Annotated in this window: 18 protein-coding genes; 12 read left to right on the top strand and 6 right to left on the bottom strand. The window is 75.4% G+C overall.

The features are described from left to right. The first annotated feature begins 213 nt into the window (after nt 1–213). The 5 genes from V5O49_RS12785 to ccsB are packed head-to-tail and all read left to right on the top strand — an operon-like array spanning nt 214 to nt 4947. Nucleotides 214–858 carry a histidine phosphatase family protein gene (locus V5O49_RS12785; RefSeq protein WP_332902535.1) on the top strand — a complete coding sequence of 215 codons (645 nt, stop codon included), beginning with the start codon at nt 214–216 and terminating at the stop codon, nt 856–858. Next, entirely contained in the window at nt 858–1439 is a 582-nt protein-coding gene (locus tag V5O49_RS12780; RefSeq protein ID WP_332902534.1) for a TlpA family protein disulfide reductase, read from the top strand. Before V5O49_RS12785 ends, V5O49_RS12780 begins: the two co-directional genes overlap by 1 nt. Nucleotide 1440: 1 nt before the next feature. Next, nucleotides 1441–2235 carry a cytochrome c biogenesis CcdA family protein gene (locus V5O49_RS12775; RefSeq protein ID WP_332902533.1) on the top strand — a complete coding sequence of 265 codons (795 nt, stop codon included), beginning with the start codon at nt 1441–1443 and terminating at the stop codon, nt 2233–2235. Beyond that, on the top strand, nt 2235–3968 hold the full coding sequence (resB, locus tag V5O49_RS12770) for a cytochrome c biogenesis protein ResB (protein ID WP_332902532.1): 1734 nt from the start codon (nt 2235–2237) through the stop codon (nt 3966–3968). Before V5O49_RS12775 ends, resB begins: the two co-directional genes overlap by 1 nt. A gap of 1 nt (nt 3969) precedes the next feature. Next, a complete protein-coding gene (ccsB, locus tag V5O49_RS12765; protein WP_332902531.1) occupies nt 3970–4947 on the top strand; it encodes a c-type cytochrome biogenesis protein CcsB in 978 nt (325 codons plus the stop codon). Nucleotides 4948–5245: 298 nt separating this feature from the next. On the opposite strand, the gene V5O49_RS12760 is transcribed toward ccsB, so the two are convergent. After that, complete coding sequence (locus V5O49_RS12760) at nt 5246–5608, bottom strand: PLD nuclease N-terminal domain-containing protein (RefSeq protein ID WP_278236460.1); 363 nt, start codon at nt 5606–5608, stop codon at nt 5246–5248. Between the two features lie 70 nt (nt 5609–5678). On the opposite strand from V5O49_RS12760, the gene V5O49_RS12755 reads away from it, so the two are divergent. Beyond that, nucleotides 5679–5990, top strand: a complete 312-nt coding sequence (locus V5O49_RS12755) for a DUF4229 domain-containing protein (RefSeq protein ID WP_332902530.1) — start codon at nt 5679–5681, stop codon at nt 5988–5990. A gap of 12 nt (nt 5991–6002) precedes the next feature. Here V5O49_RS12755 and V5O49_RS12750 read toward each other — a convergent pair whose 3' ends face one another. Beyond that, on the bottom strand, nt 6003–6872 hold the full coding sequence (locus V5O49_RS12750) for a 1,4-dihydroxy-2-naphthoate polyprenyltransferase (RefSeq protein WP_332902529.1): 870 nt from the start codon (nt 6870–6872) through the stop codon (nt 6003–6005). An 11-nt stretch (nt 6873–6883) separates the two neighbouring features. Next, the gene (locus V5O49_RS12745) at nt 6884–8041 is read right to left on the bottom strand and encodes an AMP-binding protein (protein ID WP_332902528.1); all 1158 of its coding nucleotides are present in this window, start codon (nt 8039–8041) and stop codon (nt 6884–6886) included. Nucleotides 8042–8115: 74 nt separating this feature from the next. Between V5O49_RS12745 and V5O49_RS12740 the strand changes: the two genes are divergently transcribed. Further along, nucleotides 8116–9198 carry a DUF3048 domain-containing protein gene (locus tag V5O49_RS12740; RefSeq protein WP_332902527.1) on the top strand — a complete coding sequence of 361 codons (1083 nt, stop codon included), beginning with the start codon at nt 8116–8118 and terminating at the stop codon, nt 9196–9198. Nucleotides 9199–9246: 48 nt separating this feature from the next. Next, nucleotides 9247–10329 carry a DUF3048 domain-containing protein gene (locus V5O49_RS12735; protein WP_332902526.1) on the top strand — a complete coding sequence of 361 codons (1083 nt, stop codon included), beginning with the start codon at nt 9247–9249 and terminating at the stop codon, nt 10327–10329. On the opposite strand, the gene V5O49_RS12730 is transcribed toward V5O49_RS12735, so the two are convergent. After that, nucleotides 10323–11321, bottom strand: coding sequence for a 1,4-dihydroxy-2-naphthoyl-CoA synthase (locus V5O49_RS12730; RefSeq protein WP_332902525.1), 999 nt, complete (start codon nt 11319–11321; stop codon nt 10323–10325). The genes V5O49_RS12735 and V5O49_RS12730 overlap by 7 nt on opposite strands. Before the next feature lie 92 nt (nt 11322–11413). On the opposite strand from V5O49_RS12730, the gene V5O49_RS12725 reads away from it, so the two are divergent. The 3 genes from V5O49_RS12725 to menD all read left to right on the top strand — a co-directional run bounded on the left by V5O49_RS12725 (nt 11414) and on the right by menD (nt 14511). Next, a complete protein-coding gene (locus V5O49_RS12725) occupies nt 11414–11599 on the top strand; it encodes a hypothetical protein (RefSeq protein ID WP_278236467.1) in 186 nt (61 codons plus the stop codon). Nucleotides 11600–11662: 63 nt separating this feature from the next. Then, nucleotides 11663–12679, top strand: coding sequence for an o-succinylbenzoate synthase (locus tag V5O49_RS12720; protein ID WP_332902524.1), 1017 nt, complete (start codon nt 11663–11665; stop codon nt 12677–12679). Then, nucleotides 12676–14511 carry a 2-succinyl-5-enolpyruvyl-6-hydroxy-3-cyclohexene-1-carboxylic-acid synthase gene (menD, locus tag V5O49_RS12715; protein WP_332902523.1) on the top strand — a complete coding sequence of 612 codons (1836 nt, stop codon included), beginning with the start codon at nt 12676–12678 and terminating at the stop codon, nt 14509–14511. The genes V5O49_RS12720 and menD overlap by 4 nt, the downstream gene beginning before the upstream one ends. On the opposite strand, the gene V5O49_RS12710 is transcribed toward menD, so the two are convergent. After that, a complete protein-coding gene (locus V5O49_RS12710; protein ID WP_332902522.1) occupies nt 14508–14753 on the bottom strand; it encodes a hypothetical protein in 246 nt (81 codons plus the stop codon). The genes menD and V5O49_RS12710 overlap by 4 nt on opposite strands. 147 nt (nt 14754–14900) lie before the next feature. On the opposite strand from V5O49_RS12710, the gene V5O49_RS12705 reads away from it, so the two are divergent. Then, nucleotides 14901–16523 carry a S1C family serine protease gene (locus V5O49_RS12705; RefSeq protein ID WP_332902521.1) on the top strand — a complete coding sequence of 541 codons (1623 nt, stop codon included), beginning with the start codon at nt 14901–14903 and terminating at the stop codon, nt 16521–16523. Between the two features lie 132 nt (nt 16524–16655). Here V5O49_RS12705 and V5O49_RS12700 read toward each other — a convergent pair whose 3' ends face one another. Then, the gene (locus tag V5O49_RS12700; protein ID WP_332902520.1) at nt 16656–18026 is read right to left on the bottom strand and encodes an isochorismate synthase; all 1371 of its coding nucleotides are present in this window, start codon (nt 18024–18026) and stop codon (nt 16656–16658) included.

Genomic DNA, 18026 nt, shown 5'->3' with positions numbered 1-18026 from the left:
GAGTGGTGTTGCTGGACGTGTGGCAACCGTCCCGGGCCGGACCCGGGGCGATTCCATCGAAACGCATGAACATGGCGTCCCGCCGGAGTATTCCCGGTCGCCGTCGTCGATGCGAGCCCGTGGCGCCCGACCGGTCGCCGGGGCACCGTGACCCGCCTCACGACGGCGCCCCGGACGGCGGGAGCACCCGCAGGATCTGGGACACTAAGGCTCATGGCCACCACCACCGTCCATCTGTTGCGGCACGGCGAGGTCCACAACCCCGACGGCGTCCTGTACGGACGCATCCCCGGGTACCGGCTGTCCGACCGCGGCCAGCAGATGGCCCGGCGTGTCGCGCAGCACCTGTCCGGCGCGGGCCGGGACGTCGCCGCCGTCGTGGCGAGCCCGCTCCAGCGCGCCCAGGAGACGGCGCAGCCGATCGCCGACGCCTTCGCACTCGACCTGGCCACCGACGACCGCCTGATCGAGGCCGGCAACCGGTTCGAGGGCACGACCATCGGCAAGAACCCGTCCCAGCTCGCGCACCCGCGGTACTGGAAGCTGCTGTGGAACCCGCTGCGGCCGTCGTGGGGCGAGGCCTACGCCGACCAGGCCGTGCGCATGCGGGCCGCCGTCGACGACGCACGTCGCGCCTTCGCCGGGCACGAGGTCGTCCTGGTCAGCCACCAGCTGCCCGTCTGGCTGACGCGTCGGTCCTACGAGGGGCGCCGGCTGGCGCACGACCCGCGACGCCGCCAGTGCTCCCTCGCCTCGCTGACGTCGTTGACCTTCACCGACGACCGGTTCGCCGCCCTGCACTACGCGGAGCCCGCGGCCGACCTGCTCCTCGGCGCCGACCCCACCCCGGGCGCCTGATGCGGCGCCGCCACACGGCGGGCCTCGCGCTCGCCCTCGGTGCCGCCGTCGGCCTGGCCGGCTGCGGTGCCGCCGACTCCGGCGCGGGCGACGTCGTCGGCCAGGGCTTCGTCTCCGGCGACGGCACCGTCCAGCAGTGGGAACCGGACGACCGCACCGACCCGGTGGTCGTCGAGGGCACCAGCTTCGAGGGCGACGAGGTCTCCACCGCTGACTGGCGCGGCGACGTGGTCGTGCTCAACACCTGGTACGCCGGCTGCGCGCCCTGTCGTGCCGAGGCGCCGGCCCTGGTCGAGATCGCCACCGAGCGCGCCGACGAGGGCGTGCACCTGCTGGGGATCAACACCGAGGACGAGGCCGGAGCCGCGCTGGCCTTCCAGCGCACCTTCGAGGTGCCGTACCCGTCCATCGAGGACCGCAGCGGCCAGGTCGTGGCCGGCCTCTCCGGCGTCGTGCCCCTGCAGGCCGTCCCGTCCACGGTGGTGCTCGACGCCGAGGGCCGGGTGGCGGCACGCGTCGTCGGCGAGGTCTCGGGGACGACGCTGAACGGCCTGATCGACGACGCGCTGGCGGACGCCTGACATGGGGGAGATCTTCGCGACGACGGCGATCAGCGGCTCGATGCTGCTCGCCGTCCCGGTCGCGCTGGTCGCGGGGCTGGTCTCCTTCGCCTCGCCCTGCGTGCTGCCGCTGGTTCCCGGCTACGTCGGCTACGTGGGCGGGATGGCCGCGGCGAACGCCGGCCCGGCACCGGCCTCCCGGGGCGGCACGACGACGGCGGCTCCGCCGGCGGCACCGGCCCGCGGACGCGTCGTGGCCGGGGTCGGGCTCTTCGTGCTCGGCTTCACCGCCGTGTTCGTCGCGCTGATGGCCGCCGCGGGCGCCCTGGGGGCGTACCTGGTGCGCTACGAGGACCTCCTGACGCGGGTGCTCGGCGTCGTCGTCATCCTCATGGGGGTGGCGTTCCTCGGCGGGATCCGGTTCCTGCAGCGGGAGCGCCGTCTGCACGTGAGCCCGCGCGCCGGGTTGTGGAGCGCGCCCCTGCTGGGCGTCGTCTTCGGCATCGGCTGGACCCCCTGCATGGGGCCGACGCTGGCCGCCGTGCAGTCCCTCGCGCTCGACGAGGCCTCCGCCACGCGCGGCGTCGTCCTCGGCATCGCGTACTGCGTCGGCCTCGGCGTGCCCTTCCTGCTGGTGGCGCTCGGCCTGCAGTCGTCGCAGCGGATGCTCGGGTTCCTGCGCGACCACCGCCGCACGATCATGCGCGTCGGCGGCGGGCTGCTCATCGTGATCGGCCTGGCGATGGTGACCGGCCTGTGGGGGGCGACCACCAGCCTGCTGCAGAGCTGGATCAGCGGATACACGACGGTGGTGTGATGAGCGAGCGGACCTACCGTCCCGAGGGCATCGCGGACGACTTCACCACCGGCGCGCCGACGTCGACGGCGGACGCGGGGCCGGGAGCGGCCGGGCAGCCGCCGTCGGCCCCCCGGGCCCCCCAGCTCGGCTGGCGCGGGATGCTCCGCTGGACCTGGCGCCAGCTGACCAGCATGCGCGTGGCCCTGATGCTGCTCATGCTGCTGGCCGTCGCGGCCCTGCCCGGGTCGATCCTGCCGCAGCGCGACCAGGACCCCTCCGCCGTGGTGGAGTACCTCGGCGAGCACCCGACGGCGGGGGAGTGGCTGGACCGCTTCGGCTTCTTCGACGTCTACACCTCGGTCTGGTTCTCGGCCATCTACCTGCTGCTGCTCGTCTCCCTGGTGGGCTGCATCGTGCCGCGCACGATCGCGCACGCCCGGGCGCTGCGGGCCCGGCCCCCGCGGACCCCCGTCCGGTTCGAACGGTTCCCGGTCCACGTCACCGGGACGACGGCGGAGAGCCCGGACGAGGTCGCCGAGGCGGCCGCCGCGCACCTGCGTGGCCGGTGGCGCCGGATGCCGGCGTTCCGCGTCGAGGCCGGGGCCGAGGACGCCCGGCCCGCCCGGGGCAAGGTCCCGGCGCGACCGGCCACGCGGACCGTCGCCGCCGAGCGGGGGTACCTGCGCGAGACCGGGAACCTGCTCTTCCATCTGGCGCTGGTGGGCCTCGTGATCTCCGTCGCCGTCGGCCAGCTCCTGCACTACCGCGGCCAGGCGATCATCACCGAGGACCGCGGCTTCGCCAACGCCGTCGTCGACTACGACACGTTCGAGTCCGGCGCGTGGTTCTCCCCGGAGTCCCTCGTGCCGTTCGCGATGACGCTGGACGCCTTCGAGTCCGAGTTCGCCACCGACACCGTGGCGTTCGCCCAGTCGCGCGACTTCACCGCCGAGGTCACCGTGCACGAGCCGGACGGGTCGTCGCGGGCCGAGACCATCAAGGTCAACCACCCGCTCGACGTCGACGGCGCGAAGATCTACCTGCAGGGCAACGGCTACGCCCCGGAGATCAGCGTCACCGACGCCGAGGGCGCCACGGCGTTCGACGGACGCGTGCCCTTCCTGCCCGAGGACCAGGTGTACACCTCGCGCGGCGTGGTCAAGGTCCCGGACGTCTCGCCGGGTCTCGACCAGATCGGGCTCATCGGGTACTTCCTGCCCACGGCGGTGCTCAACGACGACGGGACCGCGGAGTCGGTGTTCCCGCTGCCGGAGGACCCGCTGCTCGTGCTCGAGGTATACCGCGGCGACCTGGGGCTCGACGAGGGCGTCCCGCAGAACGTCTACCGCCTGGACACGGCGAACCTCACCGCCTCGGTGGACGACGACGGTGAACGGGTCACGCTGCTGCTCGAACCCGGCGACACCGTCGAGCTGCCCGACGGGCTGGGCACGGTCACCCTCGGCGAGGACGTGCCCCGGTTCGTCGCGCTGGACCTGCGCCACGACCCGTCGCTGGCCTGGGTGCTCACCTTCGCGCTGCTGGCGCTGGTCGGGCTGACGGGGTCGCTGTTCCTGCCGCGGCGGCGCGTCTGGGTGCGATCATGGACGTCCGACGGCGTCACGCAGGTGGAGGTCGCCGGCCTGGCCCGCGGGGACGACGCCGGGCTGGAGCCCGAGGTCGACCGGCTGCTGACCGCGCTGCCCGGCCTGGAGCGGGCCGAACCGACGAGAACGAGCGAGGAAGACTGACATGGAGATCGGCGACCTGAGCGACCTGCTCGTGTGGGCGGCGGCGACGACCCTCGCTCTCGCGATGATCGCGTTCGCGATCGACCTGGGACGTCGCACCGACGAACGTCTCGAGGCGCGCACCGAGACCCGGGCCGCCGTCGGGGCCGGGGTCGGCGCGCCGGAGGCGGGGTCGGCGTCGGGCAGCGGGCCCGTGCCCGCCGAGGCCTCCGCGCCTCCTCGCCGGGCCGCCGGGATCGGCATGTCGACGTCCTGGCTCGGCACCGTCCTGCTCGGCGTCGCGATCCTGCTCCGCGGCGTCGCGGCCGGGCGGACGCCGTGGGCCAACATGTACGAGTTCACGCTCGTGGGGTCGTTCGTGGCGATGACGGTGTTCCTGGTGTGGAACCTGCGTCGCGACGTGCGGTTCCTCGGTGCGTTCGTCACCGGTCTGGTCACCCTGTTCATCGTCGTGGGGCTGAACTCGTTCCACGTCGCGGCGACCGGTGTGCAGCCTGCGCTGCAGAACTACTGGCTGGTCATCCACGTCGGCGTCGCGATCGCGGCGACCGGGATCTTCACGATCGCCTTCGTGCTCTCCGCCCTGCAGCTGCTGCGGGACGCGCGCGACACCGGGTCGCCGTTCCTGACCCGGCCCGGGTTCCGCTGGCTCGACCGGATGCCGACCCCGACGTCGCTGGAGTCGATGTCGTTCCGGCTCAACGCGGTCGGCTTCGTGATGTGGACCTTCACGATCATCGGCGGCGCGATCTGGGCCGAGGACGCCTGGGGCCGCTACTGGGGCTGGGACCCCAAGGAGGTCTGGAGCTTCATCATCTGGGTCGTGTACGCGGCCTACCTGCACGCGCGCACGACGCGGGGCTGGTCCGGACGACGGGCCGCCTGGTTCGTCGTCGTCGGCTACGCCTGCGTGCTGTTCAACTTCACCGGCGTGAACCTGATCTTCAACGGCAAGCACTCGTACTCGGGCATCAGCTGACCCCCGGGCAGGCACGTCTGTCCTCAGAGAGGCCAGGTCGGGCCGAGGTAGGCAACTTTCCGGCGAGGTAGGCCGAGTTGCGGCGAGGTAGGCAACTTGTGCGCCGGGTAGGCCGGGTTGCGGCGAGGTAGGCAACGACAACCGCCAGGTAGGCCATCTCCGGTGGGGAGTCCCCGGGTCGGGCGGCCCTGCTCTACCTCGCCGGGATCTTGCCTACCTCGGCCGACCGGTTGCCTACCTCGGCGGGATCTTGCCTACCTCGCCGGGGTCCGCCGGGGTCCGCCGGGGTCCGCCGCCGTCAGGCGTCGTCGGCGGGCGGGGAGTCGGGTCCCTCGCCGTCGCTCTTCTTCCTGCGACGTTCCTCACGTCGCTTCTCCTGCTCGATGCGCCACAGGAAGTCCGGGTCGTCGTCCGGCGCGACGGGTCCGGACGGGCGCCGCGGTCCGCGTCCGGGACGGCCGGTGAGGCCGCCGGACCCGCGGCGGCGCGTGCGCTTGGTGACGATCCAGGTGATCGGGCCGAAGACCGGCAGGAACACGATGATGATCAGCCACAGCCAGGTGGGCAGGCCACCCCGGTCCTCCTCCTCCGACCCGGCCAGGTCGGCGAGGCTGTAGACCATCAGGCCGATCACGAGCAGGACCACCACGACGCGGAACATGCCTCCACCCTAGAACGCCCGCGGTGGTGCCCCGAACCGACCGCCCCTGCCGCCGCCGTACCCTGGTGACGTGCCTCTGGTCATCTACTCCGCGCTGCGGCTGCTCATCCTCGTGGCGGTGCTCGTCCTCGGCTACGTCGTCGGTCTGGGCGGGTGGCTCCTGCCGCTCGTGGCCCTCGTCGTGGCGTTCGCCGTCTCCTACCTCGCCCTGCCCCGGCAGCGCGACGCGGCTGCGCTCTGGCTCGCCGAGCGTGACCGGGAGCGCAAGGAACGCCGCGAGCGGGTGGTCGACGAGGACGCCGCCGCCGAGGACGCCGCGCTCGACGGCGACCCGGCCGCGCGGACGGACGACCCGGCCGGCAGCCCGCAGCAGCGTTCCTGAGACGGCCCGCTCTCAGAGCGCCAGACCGAGCCCCAGCAGCACCCCGTAGGCGAGCTCGAACAGGCCGGTCCCGGCCAGCACCGGGACCAGTGCGCGCCCCTGCGCACCGGCCAGCACCGGGACCACGAGCAGCACCGTCGGCAGCAGGAGCAGGGTCACCAGGAAGGCCCACGGGTTCCACACCGCGCAGGCGAGTCCGAGCAGCACCGCCACGACCAGCCACAGCGCGTACAGCCGGCGGGCCCGGTGGTCACCGACGCGCACCGCGAGCGTGCGCTTGCCCGCCAGCACGTCGGTGGGGATGTCGCGCAGGTTGTTGGCCATGAGGATCGCGCAGGCGACCAGGCCGACGCCGACGGCGCCCAGCACGGCGGGCCACGTGATCCGGTCGGCCTGGGTGTACGTGGTGCCGAGCGTGGCGACCAGGCCGAAGAACACGAAGACCCCGACCTCGCCGAGACCGGCGTAGCCGTACGGCCGCTTCCCACCGGTGTAGTACCAGCCGGCCGCCATGCTCAGCGCACCGACGGCGAGCAGCCACCAGTGCCCGGACACGGCGCACAGGGCGATCCCCAGCACGCCGGCGAGGCCGAACGACCCGAACGCGGCCGCCTTGACGTGCCCCGGGCGGGCCAGGCCGGCGGCCGTGAGCCGCAGCGGGCCGACCCGGTCGACGTCGGTGCCGCGCACGCCGTCGGAGTAGTCGTTGGCGTAGTTGACCCCGATCTGCAGCGCCAGCGCGACGCCGAGGGCGAGCACGGCGGGCAGCCAGCCGAAGGCGTCGACCTGCGCGGCCGCGCCGGTCCCGATGGCGACGGGGGCCGCGGCGGCCGGCAGCGTGCGGGGGCGGGCGCCGGCGACCCATTCGGCGGCGGTGGCCATGCGTACTCCTCTCAGCGGCGCGCGTCGTGACGACGCACGAGATCGACGACGGCGGCGCGGTCGACCTTGCCGGGTCCGCGCCGCGGGAGCTCGGGGACCTGCAGGATCCGTCGCGGGGCCGCGGGCCGGCCCAGCCTAGCCGCGACCTCGGACCGTGCCGGCGTCAGCCGCTCCGACGGCAGCCACGTGCCCGCCGGGGTCCCCGGGCGGCCGACGACCGCCACGACGGCCTGGCCCCACTCCGGGTCCGGCACGCCGACGACGCAGACCTCGCCGTCGAGCAGCTCGGCGAGCACCGCCTCCACGGCGGCCGGCGCGACGTTCTCGCCCCCGGTGACCACGACGTCGTCCGCCCGGCCGAGCACCTGCAGCACGCCGTCCTGGAGGTGGCCCAGGTCGCTGGTGCGGAACCAGCGGCCGTCGGGCCCGTCACCGAACGCGGCGGCCGTCGCGGCGTCGTCCCCCAGGTACCCGGTGGCCAGCACCGGCCCGGCGAGCTCGACCACGCCCTGCCCGCCGGTGACCGGGTCGACCCGGACGCGCACGCCGGGCAGCGGGACGCCGTCGTACACGCAGCCGCCCGACGTCTCGGACATGCCGTAGGTCCGCACCACCGGGACGCCGGCCTCGCGCGCCCGGCGGACCAGGGGAGCCGGCGCGGCGGCCCCGCCCAGCAGGACGGCCCCGCACCGGGCCAACGCCCGCAGGGCGGCCGGGGCGCCGTCGTCGGCGGCCTGCACGACCCGGTGCAGCTGGGTCGGGACGAGCGAGACGTGCACGGGGTCGTGCCCGGACAGTGCCTCGGCGAGCAGGTCCGCGAGGCCGGCCGGGGTGAACGGCGCCTCCGGCGGCGCCGCGACCAGCGGCGTGCCCGCCAGCACCGAGCGCACCACGACCTGGACCCCGGCGACGTGCGTGGTCGGCAGGGTCAGCACCCATCGGCCCGCCGACCCGAGCCGTTCCGCCGTGGCGGCCGCGGAGGCCCGCAGCGCCGCGGCGCTGAGGGCCACCTCGCGGGGCGTGCCCGTCGACCCGGACGTGCGCACGACGGCCGCGGTGCCCGGCGGTGCCTCCGCGTCGCTCAGCCGGGGCAGCGGCACGACCGGAGGGCCGTCGTCCAGGGCGCGGCGCGCGCGGTCCACGAACGCGGACACCTCGGGGTGGAGCACGCAGGTCACGATAGTCCGCCGTGCGCCGCGGGGTGCGCGTAGCCTGTTCCCACCCTGCCCCGAGGAGGATGGCTGTGGCCGCTCGACGTCCCGTGGCGCTCGCCCTGGTGGTGGCGCTGCTCGCACTGGGCGGGTGCTCCGACCAGCCGCCGCTCGAGGCGCCCACGGTCACGGTGGCGCCGGACGTGTCGCGGGCGAAGATCGCGCCGCCGTCGCCCCCGGCGCCGGAGCCGACGCCGTCGCCGACCCCGGAGGTTCCGCGCTGGCCGCTGACCGGCCAGCGCACGGACAAGGTGCCGAAGCGGCCGGCGGTGGCGGTGAAGATCGAGAACTCCCCGGCCGCCCGTCCGCACACCGGGCTGCACCGCGCGGACGTCGTGTGGGAGCAGGTCGTCGAGGGCGGCATCACGCGGTTCGTGGCCGTCTACCACTCGGACTACCCGGACGAGGTGGGCCCGATCCGGTCGGTGCGGCCGATGGACCCGGCGACGGTCGCCCCGATGCGGGGCCTCCTGGCGGCGTCCGGGGGGATCGGCTCGTACCTGCGGAACGTCGAGCGCCGGGGCACCCAGCTGGTGATCAACGACGACGGCGACCCGGGGTTCTGGCGCTGGTCCGGCCGGTACGCCCCGCACAACGTGTACGGCAACGTGCGGACCTTCGCCCGGCAGGCGGACCGCCGCCGCGCCGAGCCGCCGCCCGCCCAGTTCCGGTACGCCCCCGGGGCGAAGAAGGCCACGGCCCGGAGCGAGGGGAAGCGGGCCCGGACGGCCGACGTGCGGCTGTCCGCGGCCCAGCGGACCACCTGGACGTGGAACCGCGGCGACGGGGCGTACCGCCGCAGCGACAACGGGACCCCCTCGATCTCCTCCGGTCAGCGGGTCACCGCCCGCAACGTCGTGCTGCTGCGGATGCAGGTCAGCCTGACCTCCCAGCGGGACGCCTCCGGAGCCCGGGTGCCGAAGACCGAGCTGGTGGGCAGCGGCACCGGCCGCGTGCTCAGCGGCGGCCGGTCCGTCGCGGTCGAGTGGTCCAAGAAGGGCCCGCGCAAGCCGCTGCGCCTGACCCGGCCGAACGGCGACCCGGTGCGCCTGGCCCCCGGGACGACGTGGGTCGAGCTCGTCCCGCGCGGGGACGGGTCCTGGTCCGTGTCCTGACCTCCGGCGCGATCGGTACAGTGTCGCCACCCACGGGACGGAGGACGGATGCGGCACGGTGCGCACGGACGGACGACGGCGGCGGTCGCCGGGCTGCTGGCGGTCTCGGCGGGACTGGTCGGCTGCACCGGCGGCGAGCCCGCCCCGGCCCCGACCACGACGGTCGCGGCCTCGACGGGACCCGTGGCGAAGGGCCTGCCGCCCGAGCCCGACGTCGCGACCGTGTGGCCCCTGACCGGGGTGGAGACGGACACGGTCGCCGACCGGCCCGCCCTCGGCGTCAAGATCGAGAACTCGCCGCAGGCGCGCCCCCAGGCCGGTCTCGAGGACGCCGACCTGGTCTGGGAGGAGGTCGTCGAGGGCGGTATCTCGCGGTTCCTGGCCGTGTACCACTCGACGATCCCCGAGGTGGTCGAGCCCGTGCGGTCCGTGCGACCCATGGACCCGGCGATCGTCGCCCCGCTGGACGGCATCCTCGCCTACTCCGGCGCCCAGCCGCCCTTCATCGCCGACGTCCGCGACTCCGGGACGCAGTCGGTGATCATGGACGCCGGCGACCCGGGCTTCCGCCGCGACCCCGCCCGGCCCGCGCCCCACGACGTCATCGGTGACCCCGGGACCTTCCTCGCCCAGGACGACGGGCAGCGCACGACGCCGCCCCCGCAGCTCTTCCGGTACGCCGCCGAGGCGTCGCGGGCCACCGCCGCGGGGGACGCCTCCTCGTCGGTCGAGATCGACGTGCGGCTGTCCCCGGCGCAGCGCAGCCACTGGGCCTGGGACGCCGGCTCCGGCACCTGGCTGCGCAGCGAGGGGTCGAGCCCGTCGATGTCCACGTCCGGCGTGCAGCACGCCGCGACGAACGTCGTCGCGCTGCGGGTCGAGGTCGTCGACACCCCGTACCGGGACGCCTCCGGCGCGGCGGTGCCGGAGACGCGGCTCGTCGACTCCGAGGGCGTCGCCCTGGTCGCCAGCGCCGGCGGGTACGTCGCGGCGGAGTGGTCCAAGGGCGCGCTGTCCGACCCGATCGAGCTCACCCACGACGGGGAGCCGGTGGAGCTCGCCCCGGGCAGCACCTGGATCGAGCTCGTGCCGCGTGACGGCGGCTCGTGGACCGCCGGGCCCCCTCAGTAGGCGTAGGGGAACCGGCTCCAGTCGGGCTCGCGCTTGCCGAGGAACGCGTCGCGGCCCTCCACGGCCTCGTCGGTGAGGTACGCAAGCCGCGTGGCCTCCCCGGCGAACACCTGCTGGCCCATCAGGCCGTCGTCGGCCAGGTTGAACGCGAACTTCAGCATGCGGATCGCCTGCGGCGACTTGCCGGCGACGGTGCGGGCGTACTCGATGCCCAGGGACTCCAGGTCGGCGTGCTCGGCGACCTCGTTGACGCCGCCCCAGCGCTCGGCGTCGTCGGCGGAGTACTCCCGGGCGAGGAAGAAGATCTCCCGGGCGCGCTTCTGACCCACCTGCTTGGCCAGGTACGCCGAGCCGTAGCCGCCGTCGAACGAGCCGACGTCGGCGTCGGTCTGCTTGAACCGCCCGTGCTCGCGGCAGGCGATGGACAGGTCGGCGACCACGTGCAGCGAGTGCCCGCCCCCGGCGGCCCAGCCGTCGACGACGGCGATCACCACCTTGGGCATGGTGCGGATCAGCCGCTGCACCTCGAGGATGTGCAGGCGTCCGGCCCGCGCCGGGTCGACGGCGTCCGCGTCCACACCGAGGCGTCCCGCCTCGTCGGCAGTCGTGTACTGGTAGCCCGACCGCCCGCGGATGCGCTGGTCGCCGCCGGAGCAGAACGCCCAGCCGCCGTCCTTCGGGCTCGGTCCGTTGCCCGTGAGCAGCACGGTGCCGACGTCGGAGGTCATGCGGGCGTGGTCCAGCACCCGGTACAGCTCGTCGACGGTGTGCGGCCGGAACGCGTTGCGCACCTCGGGGCGGTCGAAGGCGACCCGCACCACGGGCAGGTCGCGCACCTGCTCGGTCCCGTCGTCCGCCGTCGACCGCTCCACACCCCGGTGGTAGGTCAGGTCGGTCAGGTCCTCGAACCCGGCGACCGTGCGCCATCGCCTCGGGTCGAAGGTGTGCGAGACCTGCGCGGGGACGTCGGGCGTGCTGTCGGATCGGCTCACGGCCTCAGGGTAGTCGCGGCTCGACACACCGATCACCCGAGATGTGCGCGTCATCCGCTGAATCTGCACACCGGTCGATGCACCATAGAGGCATGAACATGACGCGATCCCACAGCTCCGAGGTCGCTGACCCGGACGAGGTCGTGGACGAGCTGATCGCCTACGACGCGGCCGAGGTGCGGCGTGCCACCGCCACGACGCAGGCCCTCCCCGTCACCACCGTGAGCGCGCCCGGGGCCTGGACGTTCCGCACCACGCCGGACGAGTTCACGGACTGACCCCGGACCGGCCGGGACGCCGCGCGCACTGGCGCACGGCGGGCGACCTCCTACCCTGAGGACGTGTCCGCCTCCCTGTCCGCGACGCTGCAGCGCCGGTTCGTCTGGTCCACGCCGCTGCGCACGCGCTTCCGAGACCTGACCAGCCGCGACGGCCTGCTGCTGCGCGGAGACGCCGGCTGGGGCGAGCTGAGCCCCTTCTGGGAGTACGACGACGCCGAGTCGGCCACGTGGCTGCGCGCGGCCCGGGAGGCGGCGGACCTCGGCTTCCCCGCCCCGGTCCGCGACCGCGTGCCGGTCAACGTCACCGTGCCCGCGGTCGACGCGGAGCGCGCTCGCGAGATCGTGCTCGCCTCGGGCGGGTGCACGACGGCGAAGGTCAAGGTGGGCCAGCGGCTCGCCGACGGGTCGGTGGAGCCCGTCGAGGCCGAGGTGGAGCGGGTGCAGGCCGTGCGCGAGGTGCTCGACACGCTGCACGGCCCGTCCGTCGGCCGGATCCGGGTCGACGTCAACGGCACCTGGGACGTCGACGAGGCCCGGCGACGCATCCCCCGGCTCGACGCCGCGGCCGGGGGACTGGAGTACGTCGAGCAGCCGTGCCGCACCGTCGACGAGCTCGCGGCCGTGCGCCGGAGCGTCGACGTCCCGGTCGCCGCCGACGAGTCCGTCCGCCGCGCCGAGGACCCGCTGCGGGTCGTGCGGGCCGAGGCGGCCGACGTCGTCGTGCTCAAGGTCCAGCCGCTGGGCGGCGTGCGGGCCTGCCTCGACCTGGCCGAGCAGGTCGGTCTGCCGGTCGTGGTGTCCTCCGCGCTGGAGTCCTCGGTGGGGCTGGCGGCCGGGGTGGCGCTCGCCGCGGCGCTGCCGGAGCTCCCGCACGCCTGCGGTCTGGCGACCTCGCAGCTGCTCACCCGGGACGTCACCGACGACCCGTTGCGGCCCGTCGACGGGGCCCTGCCGGTGCGCCGCGTCGCCCCCGACGCCGGTGCGCTCGCGGCCGTCGCCGCGCCGCCGGACCTCGAGCAGCGCTGGCTCGAACGCCACGACCGGCTCGCCGCCGTCCTCGACCGGGCCCGCGCATGAGCGCCGCGCCCTCCGGGAGCCCCGCCGTCGACTCCGCCCGCGCCCTGGTGGCCGACCTCGCCGCCCAGGGCGTGCACGACGTCGTCCTGGCACCAGGGTCCCGGTCGGCCCCGCTGGCGTACGCCCTGGCCGAGGCGGCCGCCGCCGGGCGGGTGCGGCTGCACGTGCGCGTCGACGAGCGGTCGGCGGCCTTCCTCGCCCTCGGGCTGTCGCGCGGGTCGGCCCTGCCGGGCGCCGTCGCGGACGGCCCACCGGAGGTCGCGGACGCCCCGAACGCCCCGGCACCCGTGGCGGTGGTGACGACGTCGGGCACGGCGGTGGCCAACCTGCACCCGGCGGTCCTCGAGGCCTCGCACGCCGGCCTGCCGCTGGTCGTGCTGACCGCGGACCGCCCCCACGAGCTGCGCGGGACCGGGGCCTCGCAGACGACCGACCAGGTCGGGATCTTCGGCACCGCGGTGCGGTACGCCGTCGACGTCCCGGCGCCCGACGGCCGCGACGGCGAGGTCCGCGACCTGCTGGCCACAGCCCGGCGGGCGCTGGCCGCCGCCCGGGGGCTGCGCGACCGCCGTCCCGGTCCCGTCCAGCTCGACCTGGCCTACCGCGACCCGTTGCACCCCATGGACGGTCCGGAGCCCGAGGCCGCCCCGGAACCCTCGCCCGGGGTCGAGGTGGTGCCGCCCGCACCCGGCCCCGGCGCGGACCCGGCCCTGCCCGGGGACGCCGCCCGCACCCTGGTCGTCGCCGGCGACGGCGCGGGACGGGACGCACGGCGGCTCGCCGAGGCCCGCGGCTGGCCGCTGCTCGCCGAACCGACGTCGGGCGCCTGCGGGGGAGCGCGGGCCGTGGCCGCCTACCGCTCCGTCCTGGGCGCCGACGGCATCGCCGCCGACGTCGAGCACGTCGTCGTCCTCGGCCGCCCCACGCTGTCCCGGCCCGTCCAGCGGCTGCTCGCGCGCCCGGACGTCACCGTCACCGTCGTCGCGCCCGGCGGCGGTCCCTGGCCCGACCCCGCGCGGCACGCCGCCCGCGTCGTCGAACGGCTCGCCGAGCGATGGTTCGTCCCGGCCGACCCCTCCGACGGCGGGACGTTCGCCGCGCGGTGGCGTGCGGCGAGCCGGGCCGCCGCCGCGCAGGTCGACGCCGCCACCCGGGATCAGGCGGCCGGCGCCGACCTGTCCACCGGGCCGCACGCGGCGCTCGCGGTCGCGCGGGCCGTCGTCGCGGCGACCGGTCCCTCGGACGTCCTGGTCGTCGGGGCCTCCAACCCGGTGCGGGACGTGGACCTCGTCGTCGGGCTGCACGTCGCCGAGGACGCCGCCCCGCCGCCGCAGATCCTGGCCAACCGCGGGCTGGCCGGCATCGACGGGACGGTCGCCACGGCCACCGGTGTCGCCCTGTCCGCCGCGCGCCGCGGGCTGCGCACCCGGGCGCTCGTCGGCGACCTGACGTTCCTGCACGACGTCGGCGGCCTGCTGCGCGGCCCGGACGAGGACCCCGTCGACCTGCAGATCGTCGTCGCCAACGACGACGGCGGCTCCATCTTCGCCACCCTCGAGCACGGGCTGCTCGCCCAGGACGGGCCGACGGCGGCCGCGACCTTCGAGCGGGTGTTCGGCACCCCGCACGGCGCCGACCTGGGGGCGCTGTGCGCCGGCTACGGCGTGGCGCACCGACGGGTCGAGGACGTCGACGCACTGCGTGCGGCGCTCGCGGAGCCGCCCGCCGGGGTGAGCGTGGTCGAGGTGCGGGTGCCGCGGACCGACCGGCTCGCCGAGTCGCGCGGGCTGGCCACGCGGGTCGCCGAGGCGGTGCGCGCGGCGATCGACTAGTCGGGGCGACGGCGGACCAGGGCCGAGGCCAGCACCGACCCGGCTCCCACGAGCACGAGCAGTCCGCCCGCCACGGCGATGGTGAGGGCCGCGACGACCAGGGTCGTCAGCTCCGCGTCCCGGAAGGCCGGCTCGGCCTCGGGCCGGTCCGCGACGACTCCGGTCGTGTACCCCAGGACGAGGGCCGCCACGAGGCACATGGCACCGAGGACGGTCGTGAGGACGGCGGCACCACGGAACACCGGCACACCCTCTCACGTGGCCTGCCCGGTCCTGCAGCCGGTCGCGTCGGCCGAGGTCGACGCCGGTTGACAGGAAACTCTCAGGTTCGCCCAAGGGGCGGCCAAGGATGAGGGTGTTGTGTGGGGTGCAGACATCGAGGAGGGCACATGAGCACCGACCAGAACCCCGCACCGCAGCAGCCGTCGGGCCCGCAGCACCCCGTCGAGCAGCCGACCACCCAGCTGCCGACGACGGAGGCCCCGCAGCGCGACACCGAGGCCGCGGAGCCGGCGGCGGCACAGGCTCGGCAGGCGCCGCAGCAGCCGGCCGCCCAGCAGCCGGCCGCCCAGCAGTCGCCGCAGCAGCCGAGCGCTCAGCACGCCCCGCAGCAGCCCGCCGGCACGTTCGGCGCGCCGGCGTACCAGGCGGCTCCCGCGCACGGCGGGTACGCGGGTGGCCCGACGTCCTACCCGCCGGCCTACCAGCAGAACCCGCAGCCGGTCCCGGAGCGGCGTCGCACCCCGTGGGTGCCGATCGTCGCCGTGGCCGCCGGGGCGGCCGTGATCGCCAGCGCGGCCACCGCCGGCGCGATCACGCTGCTCGACGACGACACGGCCGGCTCCTCGCTCGCCGAGGTCGGCGCCTCGCAGAGCTCCGACGCGGCCCCGGTGGCGAGCTCCACGAGCGAGAACCCGGACTGGCAGGCCGTCACCGCCGCGGTGGCGCCGTCCGTGGTCGCCATCCAGGTGTCCAGCCAGGGCGGCGGCTCCGAGGGCTCCGGCGTCGTCATCGACGAGGCCGGGCACGTGCTGACGAACAACCACGTCGTGGCGGGCGCGTCGAACGACACCGTCCAGGTCACGCTGTCGGACGGACGTCTGTACGAGGCGACCATCGTCGGCACCGACCCGACCACCGACCTCGCCGTGGTCCGGCTCTCCGACCCGCCGCAGGACCTGCGGCCCGCCGCCTTCGGCGACTCCGACGCCGTGCAGGTCGGCGACTCCGTGCTGGCGGTCGGCAACCCGCTCGGCCTGGCGAACACCGCCACGACCGGTATCGTCTCGGCCCTGGACCGCCCGGTGGCGGCCTCCGGCCGGGGTGGCGGGGACGTCGTGGTGACCAACGCGATCCAGATCGACGCCGCGGTGAACCCCGGCAACTCGGGCGGACCGCTGTTCGACGCGCAGGGCCGCGTCGTCGGCATCACCTCGTCCATCGCGACCATGTCCGGGGGAGCGGGCGGCTCGTCCGGGTCCATCGGCCTCGGGTTCGCCATCCCGGTGAACCTGGCCACGAACGTCTCCGACCAGCTCATCGAGGACGGCACGGCCGAGCACGCGTTCCTGGGCGTCTCGCTGACCGACGCCACGGCCACGGCCGACGGCGTCACCCGTCGCGGCGCGGAGGTCGTCGAGGCCGTGCCGGGGTCGCCCGCCGCCGAGGCCGGCCTGCAGGCCGGTGACGTCATCGTCGCCATCGACGACGACGCCGTGAACGGTGCCGAGTCCCTGACCGCCTACGTGCGCGAGCGCACCGCCGGCGAGCAGGCGTCCGTCACCTACGTGCGCGACGGCCGGGCGACGTCGGTCGACGTGTCCTTCGCCGTGCGCGAGGAGGCGGCGTCCGGGTCCCCGGGTCAGGGCGGGTCCGGGCAGATGCCGGGCTCCGGCCAGGGCCAGCAGGACCAGGACCGTCAGCAGGACCAGGACCAGCAGCAGGACGGGTCCTCCGACCCGACGCAGCCGGACAACATCCCGAACTGGCTGCGCGAGCTGTTCGGCAACTGATCCTCCGCCCACGAGGACAGCCCGGTCATCCTCGCTGTCGATCCGGTCGTGCGGAACGGGTTCGGTCAGGATGTCGACCGAACCCGTTCCGCACGACCGAACTCATGAGGGATGCGCCCCGGTGGGTCCGGCTCAGACGCCGAGCGCCCACCGCATCGGGACGAGCTTGGCCTCCGACTCGGCGAGCTCGGCCTGCGGGTCCGAGGCCGCGACGATCCCGCACCCGGCGAACAGCCGCAGGTGGCGCGGGTCGTCGGCGAGCTCGGCGGACCGCAGCGCGATGCCCCACTCGCCGTCGCCGTCCGCGCCGACCCAGCCGACCGGGCCCGCGTACCGGGAGCGGTCCATCCCCTCGATCTCGCGGATGAGGTCGCGCGCCGCCACGGTCGGTGTGCCGCACACGGCCGCCGAGGGGTGCAGCGCCGCGGCGAGCGACAGCGAGCTCGCCCGCGTGGCGGGGTCCAGCACCGCCGTGACGTCGGAGGCGAGGTGCATGACGTTCGGCAGGTGCAGCACGAACGGCGCGTCCGGGACGTTCATCGACGTGCAGAACGGGGCCAGCGACCGCGCGACCGAGGCCACCGCGAACTCGTGCTCCTCCAGGTCCTTCGACGAGCGGGCCAGGTGCGCCGCGTGCAGCAGCGCGTCGTCGTCGCTCATCCCGGGCTCGCGGCGGATGGTGCCGGCCAGCACGCGCGAGGTCACCAGACCCTTCTCGCTGCGCACCAGGAGCTCCGGCGTGGCCCCGATCATCCCGGCCACCGAGAAGGTCCAGCACGACTCGTAGCGCGCGGCCAGGCGGCGCAGCAGCCAGCGCGGGTCGACGGGGCGCTCGGCGGTGGCGACGACGTCGCGGGCCAGCACCACCTTCTCCAGCTCGCCCGCCTGGATGCGGGCCACGCCCTCGGCGACGACGGCCGGCCAGTCCCGGGCACCGACCGCGCCGTCGGTCAGCGTGACCCGGCCGGGGTCGTGCACCGGCGTGCGCTCGGTGGCCGCCAGGCCGGCGTCGCCCGGTGGCTCGAGCGCGCCGTCGACGGCGATCGTGGTCATCCAGGCGACGTCCCCGCGCCGGCCGACGACGACGCGCGGCACGACGAGGGAGCCCTGCGGGCTGGAACCGTCGAACGCCTCGCCGGTACCGCCGTCGTCGAACGCGAACGTGCCGAAGGCGACGGGGCCGCTGCCGGGCAGCCCGACCTCGTCGCGGACGACGGCGCGGGCCAGCGTGGCGCGCCAGGCCGCCTCCGCGTCGGCGAACCGCCCCGGACCGTAGGTGTCCAGGCGCAGGGCCTCCCCCCAGCCGACGATCCCGTCGCCGCGGCGCACCCAGGTCAGGGGGCGCTCGTCGGGCAGGAGGTCGACCAGGGCGGTCAGGCCGCCGGGCAACGGGTCCAGGCGGGTGGTGCGGACCACGAGCGGCGGGGGCTCGGGTGCTGCAGCGGGGGTGCCGGCGGACGCGCCCGACGGCGGGACCGGCGCCGGGTAGGGCGTGGCGGACAT

Source organism: Isoptericola haloaureus, assembly GCF_036689775.1.
Classification (GTDB): domain Bacteria; phylum Actinomycetota; class Actinomycetes; order Actinomycetales; family Cellulomonadaceae; genus Isoptericola; species Isoptericola haloaureus.
Note: the sequence above shows the minus strand (reverse complement) of the source record. Positions and strands in the feature narration are given on the sequence as shown.